16 protein-coding genes are annotated in these 16,940 nt (G+C 37.4%); 1 reads left to right on the plus strand and 15 read right to left on the minus strand.

Annotated elements, in window-relative coordinates; all coding sequences use genetic code 11:
* Positions 1–106 precede the first annotated feature (106 nt).
* From N784_RS00120 to N784_RS00170, 11 genes are all read right to left on the minus strand, one after another.
* Complete coding sequence (locus tag N784_RS00120; RefSeq protein ID WP_036830794.1) at positions 107–775, minus strand: potassium channel family protein; 669 nt, start codon at positions 773–775, stop codon at positions 107–109.
* Between the two features lie 140 nt (positions 776–915).
* Entirely contained in the window at positions 916–1,929 is a 1,014-nt protein-coding gene (locus N784_RS00125) for a cytochrome d ubiquinol oxidase subunit II (RefSeq protein WP_198134373.1), read from the minus strand.
* Entirely contained in the window at positions 1,926–3,281 is a 1,356-nt protein-coding gene (locus N784_RS00130; RefSeq protein ID WP_036830796.1) for a cytochrome ubiquinol oxidase subunit I, read from the minus strand. Before N784_RS00130 ends, N784_RS00125 begins: the two co-directional genes overlap by 4 nt.
* Before the next feature lie 331 nt (positions 3,282–3,612).
* A complete protein-coding gene (qoxD, locus tag N784_RS00135) occupies positions 3,613–3,918 on the minus strand; it encodes a cytochrome aa3 quinol oxidase subunit IV (protein ID WP_036830798.1) in 306 nt (101 codons plus the stop codon).
* The gene (gene qoxC / locus N784_RS00140) at positions 3,919–4,530 is read right to left on the minus strand and encodes a cytochrome aa3 quinol oxidase subunit III (RefSeq protein ID WP_036830800.1); all 612 of its coding nucleotides are present in this window, start codon (positions 4,528–4,530) and stop codon (positions 3,919–3,921) included.
* A 3-nt stretch (positions 4,531–4,533) separates the two neighbouring features.
* The gene (qoxB, locus tag N784_RS00145; protein WP_232305947.1) at positions 4,534–6,492 is read right to left on the minus strand and encodes a cytochrome aa3 quinol oxidase subunit I; all 1,959 of its coding nucleotides are present in this window, start codon (positions 6,490–6,492) and stop codon (positions 4,534–4,536) included.
* Between the two features lie 12 nt (positions 6,493–6,504).
* The gene (gene qoxA / locus N784_RS00150) at positions 6,505–7,389 is read right to left on the minus strand and encodes a cytochrome aa3 quinol oxidase subunit II (RefSeq protein ID WP_052127065.1); all 885 of its coding nucleotides are present in this window, start codon (positions 7,387–7,389) and stop codon (positions 6,505–6,507) included.
* Between the two features lie 242 nt (positions 7,390–7,631).
* Positions 7,632–9,464, minus strand: a complete 1,833-nt coding sequence (locus tag N784_RS00155) for an ABC transporter ATP-binding protein (RefSeq protein WP_036830804.1) — start codon at positions 9,462–9,464, stop codon at positions 7,632–7,634.
* Positions 9,465–9,477: 13 nt separating this feature from the next.
* Entirely contained in the window at positions 9,478–11,238 is a 1,761-nt protein-coding gene (locus N784_RS00160) for an ABC transporter ATP-binding protein (protein WP_036830806.1), read from the minus strand.
* A 206-nt stretch (positions 11,239–11,444) separates the two neighbouring features.
* Positions 11,445–11,894, minus strand: a complete 450-nt coding sequence (locus N784_RS00165) for a TlpA family protein disulfide reductase (protein ID WP_036830808.1) — start codon at positions 11,892–11,894, stop codon at positions 11,445–11,447.
* Between the two features lie 84 nt (positions 11,895–11,978).
* Positions 11,979–12,521, minus strand: a complete 543-nt coding sequence (locus N784_RS00170) for a peroxiredoxin (RefSeq protein WP_036830809.1) — start codon at positions 12,519–12,521, stop codon at positions 11,979–11,981.
* Between the two features lie 408 nt (positions 12,522–12,929).
* Here N784_RS00170 and N784_RS00175 point away from each other — a divergent pair, with 408 nt between their 5' ends.
* A complete protein-coding gene (locus tag N784_RS00175; protein WP_036830810.1) occupies positions 12,930–13,760 on the plus strand; it encodes a mechanosensitive ion channel family protein in 831 nt (276 codons plus the stop codon).
* 209 nt (positions 13,761–13,969) lie between these two features.
* Here N784_RS00175 and N784_RS00180 read toward each other — a convergent pair whose 3' ends face one another.
* The 4 genes from N784_RS00180 to cbpB all read right to left on the minus strand — a co-directional run bounded on the left by N784_RS00180 (position 13,970) and on the right by cbpB (position 16,779).
* Entirely contained in the window at positions 13,970–14,215 is a 246-nt protein-coding gene (locus tag N784_RS00180; protein ID WP_036830812.1) for a YkuS family protein, read from the minus strand.
* 70 nt (positions 14,216–14,285) lie between these two features.
* Positions 14,286–15,404, minus strand: coding sequence for an N-acetyldiaminopimelate deacetylase (locus N784_RS00185; RefSeq protein ID WP_036830814.1), 1,119 nt, complete (start codon positions 15,402–15,404; stop codon positions 14,286–14,288).
* Between the two features lie 62 nt (positions 15,405–15,466).
* A complete protein-coding gene (gene dapD, locus N784_RS00190) occupies positions 15,467–16,186 on the minus strand; it encodes a 2,3,4,5-tetrahydropyridine-2,6-dicarboxylate N-acetyltransferase (RefSeq protein ID WP_036830816.1) in 720 nt (239 codons plus the stop codon).
* 143 nt (positions 16,187–16,329) lie between these two features.
* Entirely contained in the window at positions 16,330–16,779 is a 450-nt protein-coding gene (cbpB, locus tag N784_RS00195; RefSeq protein WP_036830817.1) for a cyclic-di-AMP-binding protein CbpB, read from the minus strand.
* Positions 16,780–16,940 lie beyond the last annotated feature (161 nt).

Below are 16,940 nucleotides of genomic sequence, written 5' to 3' on the forward strand. Positions count from 1 at the left end.
AGGAACGTTTGCCTAACCTCTTAACAACTTTATTTTCCTTTATACGAGCAATCCCCCCTAGTCTTGTTTATGACTTAGGGGGGATTTTGTTTATGTTATGAATAAATCAATCATCATCATCAACTAAGTTCTTCTCAAACCTTGATAAATCACGATCTTCACCTATGATAATTAATATGTCTCCGTCTAAAATTGTCTCTGTTGGCATTGGAGAAACATCAATGTCTCGATTCCGCTTTATGCCTACGACGTTACATCCGTATAGAGCACGAATATCTAAATCAACGAGCGTTCTACCAATTAACTTCCTTCCCGCTTTAACTTCCACTACCGAATGGTCATCGGACAACTCTAAGTAGTCAAGAACATTATTCGATATAATGCTGTGTGCTATCCTCTTTCCCATATCCCGTTCAGGATGTACCACTTGGTCCGCACCAATTTTGTTTAGCACTTTCTCATGATAGTCATTTTGCGCTTTTACAGTGATTTTCATAATTCCTAACTCTTTTAACATTAACGTAGTAAGTATACTTGCTTGAATATTATCTCCAATCGCCACGATGACATGGTCGATATTTCTAATTCCAAGCTCTTTTAATACTTTTTCATCAGTAGAATCTGCTATTACTGCATGGGATGCTATATCTTTATATTCATTTACTTTGTCTTCATCTAAATCAATAGCTAACACTTCCATCCCTTCACGGTTTAACTCTTTACAAATACTCCCTCCAAATCGACCTAAACCAATTACTGCGTATTCTTTTTTCATCTATTCGAACCTCCAACCTACTTAAACTTATTCAATTATATAATTCCAACTACTAACAACATAATTTTATCACAAAATCACAAAATAGAAAAAAACCTATTGGCACTCCTGTAAAGGCTCCAATAGGCTTTTGTAACGTATTATTTCTTTCCTTTCACATAGTCAGCATCAAACAAAAATAGACGCATTAATAAAATGAGAGAAGGGATTAACAATAACAGCCCTAGAATAAAGGAAATTACTAATGCAAGCCCCATCGTATCATTTGTTACACCACTTTGTATCGTTACAAACGGTTCAATTAAGTATGGTAAGTGGGATGCCCCATAACCGAAAAAGGCAAAGAAGAATTGTAACATAACAAAGATAAAGGCAAGCCCAAATTGCTTCTTCTGATAAACAAGATATAATGCTGCTAAGAAGAAGGCAACAGATAAACCGAACATCCACCATAAATCCAACATTTTCTCAAAATGACGTTCATTGTGCTGACTCATGAAAATAAACGTCGTTAAACTAGCAATAATTGTTGGTGAACTCCAGAATAGCATGTACTTTCTTACTAGATCTCTTGCTGGTAAATCATTTGCTCGATTTGCATAAAACGCTAAGAAGGCCGAGCTTATATAAAGGACAGACACGATTGCTAGAAATACAACACTCCAAGAGTATGGACTTGTTAATAGCTCCCCTGTGAGTAAATGCACTCCATCAGCCGTTTCTTCAATAAAGCCACCTTCGGAAATCGTTAATGCTGTTGATAACGCTGCTGGAATGAATAGCCCTGTTGCCCCATAAAGAAACATATACACATTACTTTGTTTCGATCCATAATTTTCAAAGGCGTAAAATGATCCACGAATCGCTAACAAAATGATCGCAATACTCCCTGGCACAAGTAACGTTTGACCAAAGTAATATGCTGTATCTGGGAAGAAACCTACTAATCCAACGAAGAAAAACACGAAGAATACGTTCGTCACTTCCCAAACTGGTGATAGATAACGAGAAATTAATTTATTGATAATATGATCTTGCTTCGTTCTTTTCGCATAATAAGCAAAGAAACCGGCTCCAAAATCAATAGATGCAATAATTAAATATCCATAAAGAAATAACCAAAGGACAGATATTCCAATTATTTCATAGCTCATGATTGGCCACCTCTTTCTTTCCAATCAGGATAACGGTGCTCTAACTCTACTTCTACTGGGTTGTTCTTAAACAATTTACGTAAAACAGTCACACAAATTACACCTAGTAAAATATATAGCAGTAAGAACAAGAAGAAAATCCAATCAACATGAGGAGATGTAGTAGCTCCATCCGTTACTTTCATAAATCCTCTTAACACCCATGGTTGGCGACCAACTTCAGCAAACACCCAACCAAACTCTGTTGCTAACATTGCTGCTGGACCATTGATCACAACTAACCATAATAACCATTTGTTATGTTCGTTCCAGCGCTTCATTTTCGAGAATAACAGGAACATAGAGGAGACAAATAAAGCATACATGCCTAGCGTTACCATTAAATCAAACATGTAATGAATCCAAAGTGGCGGCGTTTCATCATCTGGAATTTGATCTAACCCTATTACTTCACTTTGAAAATCATTAAAGGCTAAGAAACTTAAAGCATTCGGAAGACGAATTTCATTATGGATTTCATTATTTTCATCTAATGTACCATAGAGAATAAGGTCTGCTCCTTCTTCTGTTTCAAAGTGCCATTCTGCGGCAGCTAGTTTCTCTGGTTGTTCTTTCGCTAAAAATTTAGCAGATAAATCACCCGCTACAGCGGTTAAAATAGCAAAGATAAATGTAATGGTTAACGTTAATTTCAATGCTTTCTTATGATAATCTGTAGACTTCTTCTTCAAAATAATAAATGCTGTAATAGCTGCTAATATTGCTGCTGATGTTAAATAACTAGAAGTAAGAACGTGAAATACTTTTGACGGCGTTGCAGGATTAAACATCGCTGCAATCGGATCTACATTCGTAAACTTATCTCCTTCTAATTGAAACCCTTGTGGTGTATTCATAAAGGAGTTAACTGTTGTAATAAAGAATGCGGACATACCTGCCCCTATAACGACTGGAAGCGATAATAACCAATGATAGATTGGCTTTTTAAAGCGATCCCACGTGTATAAATAAATACCTAAAAAGATAGCTTCAAAGAAAAATGCAAATGTTTCTAAAAATAGCGGCAAACTAATAATATTACCTGCTAGTTGCATAAAGCTAGGCCATAGCAAAGATAATTGTAAACCTATTGCAGTACCTGTTACTACCCCTACTGCTACTGTAATTACAAAACCTCTCGCCCACCTTCTTGCTAACAACGTATAGTGAGGATCGTTTTTCTTAATACCAATAAATTCAGCTATGGATATCATTAACGGAATACCTACACCAATCGTTGCAAAGATGATGTGAAATCCTAACGTTAATGTCGTCAATAACCTACTCATCAGGACACTGTCAAATTCCATCATTCTTGTTGCCTCCTTTTCTTTGTATGTTCACAAATTCATAGAATGATCACATATGTCATAAATCTTTCACTTTTTTTACCCTCTATCATTGACTATAAATCGTTAAAATGAAATAACGTTGAACATACAGTGACAATTTTGTGACATAATTCACAATGTAAGATTCATCATATAGTTTAGCTAAGATTAATTTGGGATACAAGATTTTTGCACCAAGATATTTGTGAACATTACGTGAATGCAATATATGGAAAGTAAAACCGTTTTTTATAAATGGTAACCTAACAAAAAAACTGCTTCTTCTGAATTAGAAACAGTTTTTTTGTATTATTTACATGTGATGGCTGTGCATCATCGCATTGATTACCCAAATAGAACCACCGACGATGACAATTCCTATAAAAGCACTATAAAGCATTGTAATAATTTGTGTCATACTTTCTCCTTCACGGATGTGCATAAACATAATTAATTGTACACCAGCTTGTAATATCGCAAGGAATACAATAAACCAAATTTTTATATTGGTTGCAAAGTCTGTGTACAAGGCCCCCCAAACAGCGAGTAAAGTTAGTGCAATAGAAAATATAAAGCCTATGATATGTTTCCACGGGAAGTTATGATTGTTTTCCGCCATTTACATCACCATCCCTGTTAAATACACGCCTGTAAAGATAAAGATCCACACAACATCTAAAAAGTGCCAATATAAAGAAATAATGAAGGCCTTACGTGCAGTTGTTGCATTCAATCCACGACGTGCTAGTTGAATTAGAATGAACGTCATCCAACCGACGCCAAGTGCAACGTGAGCACCATGTGTACCTAAAAGCGTAAAGAAACTAGACCAATAGGCACTTGTTTGTATGCTTGCACCTTCGTGAACATAATGAATAAACTCCATTACTTCAAAGTATAAAAAGCCTAATCCTAACATTAAGGTAAACAAAAGCCACGTCATAAGCCCTTTCTTATTGCCACGCCTCATTTCATGAATGGCTAGCCCACAAGTAAAACTACTTGTTAAAAGGATAAACGTTTCAATGAGTACATCTTTTATTGCAAATAACTCTTTTGGACCTGGTCCATCAGCTATACGACCAGTTAACACGAAATATGCGACGAATAACGTACCAAATAACGCAATTTCCGCACCTAAAAATATCCAAAATCCGAGAATGTTCATTTGATTTTTCTCCGTTTGATATTCTAATGGTTTATTTGGATTAACGGAATGTGCATGTCCCATTGATTACGCCTCCTTCCTACGCGCCTTGCGTTCTATTTCTTTTATTTCATCTACTTCTACATGGTACCCTTCATCAGGGTCGAATGAACGAACAATCATCGTAATAAGAACACCAATGCCACCGATAATGCCCATCCACATCCATTCGAAAACTAATCCGAAACCAGCAATAAAGAACAAGATAGACATAATAAACGGTACTGCCGAATTGTCTGGCATATGAATTGGTTCAAGCTCTACTTGATTAACATCAAATTCCGCTTCTCCTTGCTTCTTCATTTCCCAATAAGGATCTAATCCATGCACTTCAGGAACTTTCGCAAAGTTGTAATAAGGTACAGGTGATGGTGTAGACCATTCTAGAGTTCTACCATCCCAAGGATCACCTGTTGTAAGCCTTTCTGCATAACGAATACTATAGTAAATGCTATACACGAACACCATAAAACCAAGTGCCATAAGCAATGCACCTATAGAAGCTACAACATTTAAATCAAACCAACCGGATTCTTCTGTATACGTGTGCACACGTCTTGGCATCCCAGCGAATCCCAAGAAATACATAGGGAAGAAACAGACGTTAAAACCAACAACGAATAACCAGAAACTAATTTTACCCAGTTTTTCATTTAACTTATGACCAAATACTTTCGGATACCAATAATATAAACCCGCAAAGCAAGCAAAAACAGTACCAGAAATTAATACATAATGAAAATGAGAAACTAAGAAATACGTATTATGATACTGATAATCCGCAGCCGCCATGGATAGCATCACACCTGTAACGCCACCTATTACGAAGTTTGGAATAAACGCAAGTGCCCATAGCATGGCTGTGTTGATCTTAATTCTTCCTTTATACATCGTAAATAACCAGTTAAATATCTTTACACCAGTTGGTATGGAAATGGCCATCGTTGTAATAGAGAAAAACGAATTAACAGAAGCCTCTGCTCCCATTGTAAAGAAGTGGTGTACCCATACGATAAAGCTTAAAAATGCAATAACCACCATGGAGTAAACCATTGCTTTGTAACCAAATAGATTCTTTCTAGAGAATGTACTAATCACTTCTGAGAAAATTCCGAATGCCGGAATAATAACAATATAAACTTCAGGGTGTCCCCAAATCCAGAATAAGTTGGCCCAAAGCATCGGCATACCGCCATCCATCAGTGTAAAGAAATGGGCTCCAAATAAGCGGTCAAATGTCATCATTGCTAACGCTACCGTCAACACTGGGAACGCAAAAATAATTAGAATACAAGTGATTGCCGTTGACCATGTAAACATCGGCATGCGCATTAATGTCATACCTGGTGCACGCATCTTCAAAATAGTAACCAAGAAGTTAATCCCCGTAAGTAGTGTACCAATACCAGAAATCTGTAAACCTAATAAATAATAATTCTGACCGATACCGGCACTTAATTCATCTCCTGCAAGTGGAACGTATGAAGTCCAACCTGCTGATGGAGAACCACCAATAACGAAAGAAATGTTAAACAACATTGCCCCCATGAAAAATGTCCAGAAACTCACCGCATTTAAAAACGGAAAAGCAACATCACGTGCACCTATCTGTAATGGGACAACAATGTTCATTATCCCTATTAAGAAAGGCATTGCCATAAAGATAATCATGATTGTTCCGTGCGTTGTAAATATTTCTTGATAATGAGTGGAATCTAAAAACTCAGCATTGGGCATTGTTAATTGCACTCGCATTAACAATGCATCTACTCCACCTCGGAATAGCATCAGAACTGCTGAAATAATATACATAACACCTAATTTTTTATGGTCAACTGTTGTTAACCATTCTTTCCAAAGCCATGTCCATTTTTGGTATTTCGTTAAGACAAATACAATACCTATAATGGTTAAGACAATGGAAATCTGAGCTCCAAAAATTAACGGATCCCCAGTGACAAAAAATTCATCCCATGCCATATTCATTGCCTCCTTGCATCAGTGTGATCCTTCTTTTTCGGGATCGTATCCTTGACGTTCATACGCTTTGAGCGTGTACTCTGCATCCATCGCATGATTTACATATTCTAAGTGTGTAGACGAGTATGCTTGTGTTTCCACATGACCTGGCAACAGTAACTCATCATACTTATCTTGCGTTAATTTAGGTGCTTCCTGCCTAGTTTCTTCTACCCAAGCATCAAATTCATCCTCTTCTTGCGCATATACTTTAAAGGTGTGTTCAGTAAATCCTTCCCCTGTAAAGTTTGCATTCCGACCGTCATAAACACCTGGCTCATCAGCTTGTAAATATATCTCCGTCATCATTCCTGCCATGTTATACTCCTGTCCTCCAAGTTGAGGAATCCAAAGCGCCGCCATGGAATCAGCAGAAGTTAATTTAAACAAAATAGGTTGATCTTCAGGAATGTGCAAATAGTTAACTGTCTCAATATCTTGCTCAGGATAACTGAAAAACCATTTCCAATTAGCAGATGTTGCGTGTATGACAAGAGGCTCTTTATCTCTCGTACTCTGCGGAGGTTCTTCTAATTGATAAATAGTTCGAACAGTTGGAACTGCTAACAAAATAACAATAATAATCGGGATACCAGTCCAAATCAACTCCAACCATTTATTCCCTTCCATCTCCTCCGGTTCATGGCTATCATAACCAGGTCGCTCTCTGTACCGCACAAGTATAATGGTAAACAACACAAATACAACCATAACTACGAATAACATAAGAAAAATAGACCAGAAAATAAGATCTTTCTGCGCCTCACCTACTGGACCTTTAGGATCTAACACAGGCAATGCGCTACATCCGCTCAGGAAAAGCAAAAGCGAGCTAAATAAGAACGAATGCTTTACAAACTTCATATATCGTCACCTACCTCTTGTATAATTTTAAATCACTACTAATCGTCTCGAGAATTGTTCATTTCATCACATACATGGACGTAATATATAGTCACTCTCTATTTTTGACCCAAACTATATTATCAAAATTTTTTACTATCGTAAATAAAAATTCACAAATATATCATAAAATCAGCGTTTTTTGTGTGTTAAAATTCTCAAAAAAACCACCTTATTCTCTTTCAGGAATAAGGTGGTTTTCATTATATCGCATCTAACATATTAAATTGTGTCTGCACTAAACGGAAATAAGCGCCTTGTAATTTCATTAATTCTTCATGTTTTCCTTGCTCTAATATGCGCCCCTTTTCGAGTACAATAATATTATCCGCTTCTCTTATGGTGGATAGGCGATGCGCGATAATGATTGCTGTTCTTCCTTTCAACAATTTCTTTAATGCTTGTTGTATTTTCACTTCTGTTTCGGTATCAATGCTAGACGTTGCTTCATCTAATATAATAATTTTCGGATTTGCTAACAAAGCTCTAGCAAAAGATAGTAATTGGCGTTCCCCTGCTGAAAGAACACTCCCTCTCTCCTCAACCTCTGTTTCATAGCCATATGCTAGACGTTGAATAAAATCATCTGCACCTACTACTTTAGCAGCTTCTTTTACTTCTTCTTCTGTAGCTTCTGGTCGACCAAAACGAATATTCTCCATAATGGTTCCGGAGAAAATAAATGTATCCTGTAAGACGACACTTATTTGTTGACGGACACTATTTAAGGTCACATCACGTAAATCATATCCATCAATTTTTACGCTGCCTTTCGTTGGGTCATAAAATCGACAAATTAAATTAGCAATCGTTGATTTTCCACTACCTGTATGGCCTACTAGAGCTACAGTTTGACCTTGTTGCATTTCTAACGATACATCATGCAACGCTAACCGATCTTGATCATAAGCAAACTGTACTTGTTCAAACATAACTTTACCTTTTATGTCTTTCAACTCACTAGCACTTTGCTTTTCTTCCACGTTCGGCTCTTCATCTAGAAATTCAAAAATTCGTTCAGATGCTGCCATTGCCATTAGCAATTGATTGTACATTTGTCCTAATCGAGAAATCGGCTCCCAAAACATGCCAAGGAAAAACGCAAAGGAAACAAATGTCCCAATTTGAATCCCACCATTTTCAGGGCCTAAAATGATTAAATGTGCTCCGTAAGAGATTAAAATAACGGTACCAATCGCATTGCTCATTTCTACGAACGGCCTAAACATCGCACTTTTCTTTGTCGCATTTCGCCAGCTCTCAAAATTATCTTGATTTACTACATCAAAGTACTCAGTATTCTCTTGTTCTTGAGAAAATGATTGCGTAATTCGAATACCTTGAATGCTTTCATTTAAATGAGAGTTTAATCTAGATTGCTGAATTCGAACTTGTTGCCAAGAACGCCGAATACGCTTACGAATCTTCGTCGATATAAAGAACATAATCGGCAATATAACGAGAATTGCTATCGCTAACTTCGGACTTAAAGCGAACAATATAACAACGATTCCTACTAACGTAATAACGTCCATTAACAGGTTGATTATCCCATTTGTAAACAATTCTTGTAATGAATTTATGTCATTCATAATTCGTACTAAAATCGACCCGGCTGATCTTGAATCAAAAAAACGATGGGATAGACGCTGTATGTGGGAGAATAAATGTTTCCTTAAATCATAAATTACATTCTGTCCTAATATATTCACCCACCGAATACGCAAAGCGTTCGCAACATAATTAACTAAGTACATCAACGCAATGCCGACAACTAGCTGCATAAGCAACGTTGTATCCTTTTGTTGAATGGCGACATCAATCACAACTTTCCCTATTAAAATCGGAACAATCAAGCGGATAAGCGTCGATACAAGCATAGCTGCAATACTCAGTGGAAGAAGGTTCTTCGAATATGGCTTCACATATTGTAGCAATCGCATCATTTGCACCCAATTAAACGGTTTATCGATTGCTTGATCTTGTGTATATTTAAACCGATATAAATGCTTGCTTTCTTTTCCTTTCGTCACTATATACGTCCTCCTTTCATGATGAGCTTTTCACTGTATTTAAGACCATCTCTTTATCTTGGTATTGAATATCATAAATTCGCTGATATGGCCCGCCGTTCTGTAATAACTTTTCATGTGTACCTCGCTCCGTTATGACCCCATCAGCTAACACGATAATTTCGTCCGCATGTTTCAAAGAAGAGATGCGGTGAGCAATAATAAATGTCGTCCTCCCTTTCATCACTTCTTTCAACGCTTGTTGAATTCGTACTTCTGTTTCCATATCTACCGCTGACGTTGCATCGTCTAATACAAGAATGCAAGGATCAATTAATATTGCCCGGGCAATAGCAATACGCTGTTTCTGACCACCAGATAAACCCATTCCTCGTTCACCAAGTAATGTATCATATCCTTTAGGCATCGCCATGATAAATTCATGCGCTTGCGCCCGTTTAGCTGCATCCATGATGTCCTCCATGCTCGCTTCAGGGTTTCCATAAGCAATATTTTCTTTAATCGATGTGGAAAATAAAAATGTTTCTTGTAATACAAAGCCAATACTACTCCTTAACTGTTTTAATCCATATTCTTGTACAGGCTTACCATCTATCAACACTTCACCTTGTTGCGGTTCATAAAAACGTGTCATCAATTGTGTTATACTCGTCTTCCCTGAGCCAGTAGAACCAATTAAACCAATCGTTGTTCCCGGTAGAGCTTCAAAGGAAATATCTTTTAATGCCGCATCATCACCTTCGTCGTATGCAAGGGTAACGTCTTGAAAGGTGACATGCCCTTCGATAGCTGATGATTGAAATGGCTGTTTTATTTCCTGTATCTCTTCCTCCGCCTGTAATATTTCTAACAGCCGCTCACCTGAAGCTTTCGATTGGGAAAATAAATTAATCACAAAGCCTAAGTTCATTAGCGGACCAAGAATATACCAAACTAAGCTAAAAAAAGCGACTAACTCCCCGTACTGCAAAGATCCTTGCATCACTAAATAACCACCATAGCCTAATAACGCTACAACACTCACATTCCCAACAAACTCCATCAAAGGAAAGTATTTAGCCCATATATTCGATGTATCAATATAATTGGTGCGATATTCATCGTTACGATCAGTAAATCTTCCTACTTCATAATCTTCTCGTGATAAAGACTTAACCGTAGTCATCCCACTAATGTTCTCTTGCACACGGGTGTTCATATTACCAAAGGCTTTTCTAATACCACGGAAAGCTGGGTGTACCCGTTTATCAAATTGAAACACAACAACTAGCAAAAATGGCATCGCCGCCATCGTAACAAGCGTTAAAGATGCAGAGTAAAAAAACATAACACTTAAGCTTACGACGATTAATAATGCAATGCGAATTAATTCAGCAAACCCAAAAGATAAGAAAAAACGAAATGCTTCCACATCTGCTGTTAATCGTGACATTAAATCACCTGTTTTAGCATTATCATAATAACGAAATGGTAGACGTTGTAACTTTCTATACAATCCATCCCTTAACGAATAGACAGATTTAATGCCGAATAAATCCCCCAAATACTGTTGTAAATACGTCGATATACTCTTTATCAACATTAAAATGATAAAGACCCCTGCTACTACAGGGATTAACGCATATCGTTCTAAATAAACCACTTCATCGATGGTAACTTGAAGCACAATTGGATATACGATAGTAATGAACGTTACAACAACAAGAAAAAATAAAGATAGAAAAAAATATCTTTTAAATGGCATATAGTAAGCTTTTAATTTGAATAACGTGTTCAAGTAAATCCCTCCCCCTTCTTGTCATTTCTTCTTTTTGTGATGTATACATAAATATATCGAGTATCGAAATAATTTTCCACTGTTTCGACCTATTTTTTTAAATTTTTTAAAAATTCATTTTTGCACACATGATATATTTCCAATGAATGTTAACAATTTAAAAACCCCTACTTCTAAACAGAAATAGGGGCTTTTGATTAACTTATTTATTTTTCTGATTCACCTAACACGCGATTTACACGTTTTTCTAGCATCTTCATGCCACCGCCACCTGCTTGAAAGTGGCGAAGGTTACCTTCTTTATCAAAAACATAGTATGCAGGGACGTATTCATTTTCAAATGCATCTGTCAACGTATGCTTATTGTCTACAAAGATTGGTTGTGAAATGCCATGTTCTTCTGCTACCGCTTTAACTTGTTCAATATCTAAATCTTTCTCTGAGCGCGGCATGTGTACTGCAATAACGTTTAGTTGCTCGCTATGACGATCGCGAAAATCATTTACATTTGGCATCGCTTCTTTACATAATCCACAGCTTACAGACCAAAAGTGAATAAGCGTTGGCTTCTCACCAAGTAATTCTTCTTTCGTAACTTGACCGTTCAACCATTCTGTTGCTCCTGTTAATTCGGGCATTGGTGCTCTTAATTTCATTAAATAATCCTCCTTATTGTTCAACGATGTATCTTGATAGTGTAAAAGGCCTAACTGCATTAGTTAGACCTTTATCCGCTCTTCTTATAAAGTATCTTGACCTGGCTTCCAGTTAGCTGGGCATAGGCTTCCAGTTTGAAGTGCTTGTAATACACGAAGTGTTTCGTCTACGTTACGACCAACTTCATCTGGGTTAATCGTAGCATGCTTCAATTCGCCTTCCGGGCTAATGATAAATAGCCCACGTAACGCGATTCCCTCTTCTTCAACAAGAACACCGTAGTCTTTAGAAACTTGGTGATTAGTATCAGCCGCTAATGGATAAGTTAAATCGCCAAGGCCATTTTCGTCACGATCTGTGTTAATCCATGCTAAGTGTGTGTGTACAGTGTCTGTAGAAGCACCAATTACTACCGCATCAAGGTCTTCAAACTCATCGTATCGATCAGAAATTGCTGTAATTTCTGTTGGACACACGAAAGTGAAGTCCATTGGATAGAAAAATAGTACTGTCCATTTATCGTTTTTCATATTTTCTTCAAGGCTTACTTTTGCAAATTCTTTGTTAGGCATTACTGCTTCCATTTCAAAGCGTGGAGCTTGTTTAGATACCATACGTTCTGCCATTGTAATCCCTCCATAAATGTTTAATTAAGTATTTTGAGTAATCACTAAGATGTTCTATCGGGTTTCTATTATAACCACAATTCCTATTATAACGAAGGCTCACATTTTAGTCAATGTTAAATTAAAATTAATGTAATCTGGATGGAAACGCTATTAGGAAAAGGCTAACGGTTATATTGTTACCCCTGTCTATTCTCATTAAACACTATTTTGATAGAAATGAGAAGTAATATGCCTTTAGAAAAACATGTAGAAGCTCTTCTTTTTAAAAAACAAGTTTATACATAAAAGGTAACGTCTAAACATAATCTGACGTTTCTTCACATTATTCTTATTGCAATCCATTTCAAGGAAAGGTATAGTGTTAAAAGTGAACAAAACGTGACAACGAAAGGGGTATAGAAGAATATGAATTTGGATTGGTCCAACATGTTAGACAATGTGATAACGGTAGGATGGAAAGTAGCATTTATCGTCATCGTCTACATGATCGTTTCTCCACTTGGAAAGAAAATCATCCAATCGATTATTGGAAAAGCAGGAAAGAAGCAAAAGCTATCCGAAGGACGTACGAAAACATTAGAACGATTAATGATGAACATATATGCCTATGTATTAGGATTCGTTTTAATTGCGACACTATTCGGGTTATTAGATATTGAGATTGCTCCTCTTATTGCTGGTGCTGGTATTGTCGGGTTAGCTATCGGATTTGGAGCACAAGGACTTGTCAGTGATGTAGTGACTGGTTTCTTCATCTTATTAGAGAAACAAGTCGAGGTAGATGAATACGTAACAGCTGGTGGTATGAATGGGATTGTTGAAGAAGTAGGATTACGCACAACGAAAATCCGCGGATTAGATGGCACATTAAACTTCGTACCAAATCGTTACATCACAACGATTAGTAACCATTCCAGAGGAAATATGCGTGCACTTGTGGACATTGGTATTTCTTATGACGAAAACATTGATGAGGCTATTAAAGTATTACAGCAAGTATGTGAAGAATTTGCCCAAAATGATGAACGTATTAAAGAAGGTCCAGATGTGATTGGTGTTAATAGCCTAGGTTCTTCTGATGTCGTTATTCGTGTATTAGCTCAAACAGAAAACATGGAGCAATGGGGCGTTGAACGTGATATTCGCAAACGCTTGAAAGAAGCATTAGATGAAGCTGGTATTGAAATCCCATACCCACATCAAGTGAATATTACGAAACATGTAAATCATCAATGAACTACATTTGACCATTTGCGGAATAGAGAGCGACACTAAAAGGATGGCTTCGGTGTGTTAAACCGGGTCATCTTTTTTTTAGGAATGAATCCATTTAACCAATTACGTAATTGGCTATAAGATCCTCTAACGAAAAAATGACCACACTGCCGCACTAAAAAGCCAAAAAGCTGCGTATACAAAAATACGTCAGCTCTTTGGACAACACTTTATCTATTGTTTCGTTCATCTACAACTTGACATACTTCATCTGCCGTCATTCCATGCGCGCTAATAACCGCTCCTTGAGTAACAACATCCGCCATTCCCATTACGTTTTGATCCTGTCCAGAGATGACGCAGCAATCGCAGCCCCTCGCATCTTCCTCATTTCTCAAATCAACTATATCATAGCCTTTCTCTTGTAATGCTTGACGAACATCTGTTAATGTACCTTCTACCCCTATTTTTTCCATAAAACATCCTCCTTTTAGTTGAACTTCTACTTTAGTAGTTTATCCGGTCTTAAAGAAGGTATGCACCACGTCACTTTAGATTTCTTATGGTGGCTTCTACTACATCTACTCCTACTCGAAGCGCCTCTTCTTTCGGTTGCAATTGATTATGATGCAATCCGTGTGGCGAATCCACACCTAGCCAAAACATAAACCCTGGTATATCCCTCAACATATAACCGAAATCTTCCCCAGTCATAGCGGGTCTCGCCTCTTGATACACATAATCTTGTTGCTCTACGATGTGACGGAAGGATTCCACCAAATTCCCACTATTGTACACTTGATAATAATTGGAACCGTAATCAATCGTTATAGAACAGTCATGAATCATTTCATTACCTTCTACTAGCGCTTCTACTCGTTGCTTTAACCGTTCCATCGTTTCAGGCAGGAACGTTCTCATTGTACCTTCTAAACGAGCAGTTTCGGCAATACCATTTTGAACATGCCCTGCTGTCATTTTTCCAAATGTAAGAACTGCCGAATCTAATGGATCGACATTTCTAGCAACAATTTGCTGTGCTCCAACGATTAAGTGACTCGCTGCAACAACCATATCCTTTGTCATATGCGGAAACGCAGCATGACCACCTTTTCCTTTAAAATCCATAAACAACTCACTCGTATTGGCAAATAATAATCCTTCTCGTGAAGAAATCGTCCCTATAGGTAACTCCGGAGCAATGTGTAAAGCAAATATTTTATCAGGCCACCATGCTTTCATTTCCTCACTTTCCATCATCGATAACGCACCACCTGGACTCTCTTCTGCCGGCTGAAATAGAAACAGCACGTTTTGTTCAGCTGGATGGGTCGCTAAATTCGTTAACGCACCTATGGCAATCGTCATATGAAAATCGTGTCCGCACGCATGCATGTTGCCTGAATGAACAGACTGAAAAGAATAATCCGTTTGCTCTTGAATAGGTAATCCATCCATATCTGCCCTGTATGCAATCGTCTCATAAGGGTTTGTCCCAGCTACTTTCACTAAAATACCAGTACGCCACGTTTTCACTTCTAAATGTTGTTGCGGTAAGGAAGCAATATACTCTAACAAGTAGGCTTGTGTTTTTGTTTCTTGAAACCCCAACTCTGGGATCTGATGTAAATCTCTTCTTATATTTATCAAGGATTGTAATTGCATCTTGTTCCCCTCTTCCATATTAAAATGTAGAAAAAGCAGGAGGGGTTAGCTCCTGCTTTTTCTTAATTATCCAATTTACGTAATTCTTGTTTGATTTCTGTTTTTCCTTTTGTTTGTTCATCAATTTCTTTAATAACCTTTGCTGGTGTTCCTGCAACAACGGTGTTAGGTGGTACGTCTTGAGTTACAATCGCACCAGCAGCAACAACTGCTCCCGCACCAACAGTAACACCTTCTAATATGACTGCGTTCGCTCCTACTACTACACCGTCCTCTACAACAACAGGGCTTGCAGAAGGCGGTTCAATAACACCGGCAAGCACAGCACCTGCACCAATATGACAGTTTTCCCCTACAGTTGCACGTCCACCAAGAACAGCATTCATATCAATCATCGTACCTGCACCAATAACAGAACCAATATTAATAGACGCACCAAGCATAATAACTGCTCCATCACCAATTTCTACTTGATCACGAATAATTGCACCAGGTTCAATCCGGGCATTGACATGTTTTAAGTCTAATGTAGGAATAGCTGAATTACGGCGATCATTCTCAACTACATAATCTGCAATGCTCGCTTCGTGCTTAGATAGAAAAGCTTCTACCTCTTTCCATTCACCAAAAAGCACACCACTTTCTTGTTCAACAAAGGCTTTTATATTCTCACCAAAGTCCAAATCTTTAACATTATCCCCTTTGATATACACTTTGACCGGTGTAGACTTTTTACTATTCGAAATAAAAGAAATAATCTCATTTGCATCCATTTGTTTCATATGTTATCCTCCTTGGTTATGTAAAACATTACATGTATGCTAATACTTTAACAAATATAGGCTTGCAATGACAAGAAATATCCACCATTATTTTTGTACGATAAAAAACGCTAACCTTCAACATTTTAGGTTAGCGCACTATATTACAAATGTTGGTTATACGTGTGCAAATGACGTTTTAACCTTTTTAAAATTGCTCTCCTCGTTAAGATGCCTTCAAAGAAACCTTCGTCATCTACGACACAAACAAAGGGATGGTTCGTTACTGCATCCAGTCCCGTCGAAAACGTATCTTCAAGATTTAGTAATGGTATGTCCGTCTTCATTACTTCTTGTACAGTGATGTTGGACAACCTTTCTAACTCAAATTCCTCTATGCCTAACATATTATCTAATATAATAGTCTTACTTATACTTCCTTTTAACTTATATTGTGGGTCAAGAACCGGAACAGCTGAATACCCAGATTTAACCAACACTAACAACGCATGTTCTAACGGATTCCCTCCTTGAACATGTGCTACTTTCTCAGACGGTATAATTAAATCCTTTACCGTATATTGCTCTAATTCTTCTCTTTGCAAACTAATCATCCATATACACTCCTTCTTCTTTCACACATAGAGGAGTCAAGCAAACCACCCATATGATTGTTACGTTGCCCACCTTTCATCATACCATGTTTTCCGTAAATTTCAACTCAGCGCATGTTATGCTCCCCACCTTGCATTCTTTCTTTCATACTATGTTGTAT

Origin of the sequence: Pontibacillus litoralis JSM 072002 (assembly GCF_000775615.1) — a bacterium.
Lineage (GTDB): Bacteria > Bacillota > Bacilli > Bacillales > BH030062 > Pontibacillus > Pontibacillus litoralis.

What these genes read in the sequence shown, in the direction of transcription:
- N784_RS00175 (WP_036830810.1), top strand. Translation starts at nt 12,930, where the DNA reads ATGAATTTGGATTGGTCCAACATGTTAGACAATGTGATAACGGTAGGA.
- N784_RS00185 (WP_036830814.1), bottom strand. Translation starts at nt 15,404, where the DNA reads ATGCAATTACAATCCTTGATAAATATAAGAAGAGATTTACATCAGATC.
- N784_RS00165 (WP_036830808.1), bottom strand. Translation starts at nt 11,894, where the DNA reads ATGAAATTAAGAGCACCAATGCCCGAATTAACAGGAGCAACAGAATGG.
- qoxC (WP_036830800.1), bottom strand. Translation starts at nt 4,530, where the DNA reads ATGGGACATGCACATTCCGTTAATCCAAATAAACCATTAGAATATCAA.
- qoxD (WP_036830798.1), bottom strand. Translation starts at nt 3,918, where the DNA reads ATGGCGGAAAACAATCATAACTTCCCGTGGAAACATATCATAGGCTTT.
- N784_RS00120 (WP_036830794.1), bottom strand. Translation starts at nt 775, where the DNA reads ATGAAAAAAGAATACGCAGTAATTGGTTTAGGTCGATTTGGAGGGAGT.
- cbpB (WP_036830817.1), bottom strand. Translation starts at nt 16,779, where the DNA reads ATGATTAGTTTGCAAAGAGAAGAATTAGAGCAATATACGGTAAAGGAT.
- qoxA (WP_052127065.1), bottom strand. Translation starts at nt 7,389, where the DNA reads ATGAAGTTTGTAAAGCATTCGTTCTTATTTAGCTCGCTTTTGCTTTTC.
- N784_RS00130 (WP_036830796.1), bottom strand. Translation starts at nt 3,281, where the DNA reads ATGATGGAATTTGACAGTGTCCTGATGAGTAGGTTATTGACGACATTA.
- dapD (WP_036830816.1), bottom strand. Translation starts at nt 16,186, where the DNA reads ATGAAACAAATGGATGCAAATGAGATTATTTCTTTTATTTCGAATAGT.
- N784_RS00170 (WP_036830809.1), bottom strand. Translation starts at nt 12,521, where the DNA reads ATGGCAGAACGTATGGTATCTAAACAAGCTCCACGCTTTGAAATGGAA.
- N784_RS00125 (WP_198134373.1), bottom strand. Translation starts at nt 1,929, where the DNA reads ATGAGCTATGAAATAATTGGAATATCTGTCCTTTGGTTATTTCTTTAT.
- N784_RS00180 (WP_036830812.1), bottom strand. Translation starts at nt 14,215, where the DNA reads ATGGAAAAAATAGGGGTAGAAGGTACATTAACAGATGTTCGTCAAGCA.
- qoxB (WP_232305947.1), bottom strand. Translation starts at nt 6,492, where the DNA reads ATGAATATGGCATGGGATGAATTTTTTGTCACTGGGGATCCGTTAATT.